Annotated in this window: 1 pseudogene; it reads right to left on the reverse strand. The window is 63.4% G+C overall.

The window, feature by feature from the left end:
- A pseudogene (locus tag ACXJKH_RS21595) lies at window positions 1-426 on the reverse strand (excinuclease ABC subunit UvrA); the annotation flags it as partial.
- Window positions 427-771: the final 345 nt, after the last annotated feature.

Below are 771 nucleotides of genomic sequence, written 5' to 3' on the forward strand. Positions count from 1 at the left end.
GAGCACGTGGTCGACCATCTGGCTGACCGTCTGCGCTTCCAGCGGGTAGCCGTGGTCGGGGCAGCGCGGGCTGCCGACGCGGGCGTACAGCAGGCGCAGGTAATCGTAGATCTCGGTGATCGTGCCGACGGTCGAGCGCGGGTTGTGCGAGGTCGACTTCTGCTCGATCGAGATCGCCGGGGACAGGCCTTCGATATGGTCCAGGTCCGGCTTTTCCATCACGCTCAGGAACTGCCGGGCATAGGCCGACAGCGATTCCACGTAGCGGCGCTGGCCTTCAGCGTAGATGGTGTCGAACGCCAACGACGACTTGCCCGAGCCGGACAGGCCGGTGATGACAATGAGCTTGTCGCGGGGCAGGTCGAGATCGATGTTCTTGAGATTGTGCGTCCGCGCGCCGCGGATGCGGATGAATTCCATCGCCATGGGGGATCCGTTGTGAGGCTCYGGCCCGGAGGGCCGGCAAGCGGGTGGGGCAAGCGGAGACGGCAATCGGTCAGCCTACCGAGCTTGGGATTTGGGGGCAATCGCGCACATTGCCAGCCCCGGGTCTCATCGAATGCGACCCGCCGGGGCGTTACCTGAACAGGATTCAGGTCCAGACGGGGCAAGGCGGGGGGTGACTTGACCCGACCCACTCCCAGTCATTAAAATCCCGCTTCTGTCTGCCCTCGATGGCAGCAGTCCATAGACCACAATAACTACAGAGGAAGTCTGGTCATGTACGCAGTACTGGTAACCGGCGGTAAGCAATACCGCGTGGCGCAGGGC

It is taken from the genome of Stenotrophomonas sp. P5_B8 (assembly GCF_054049855.1).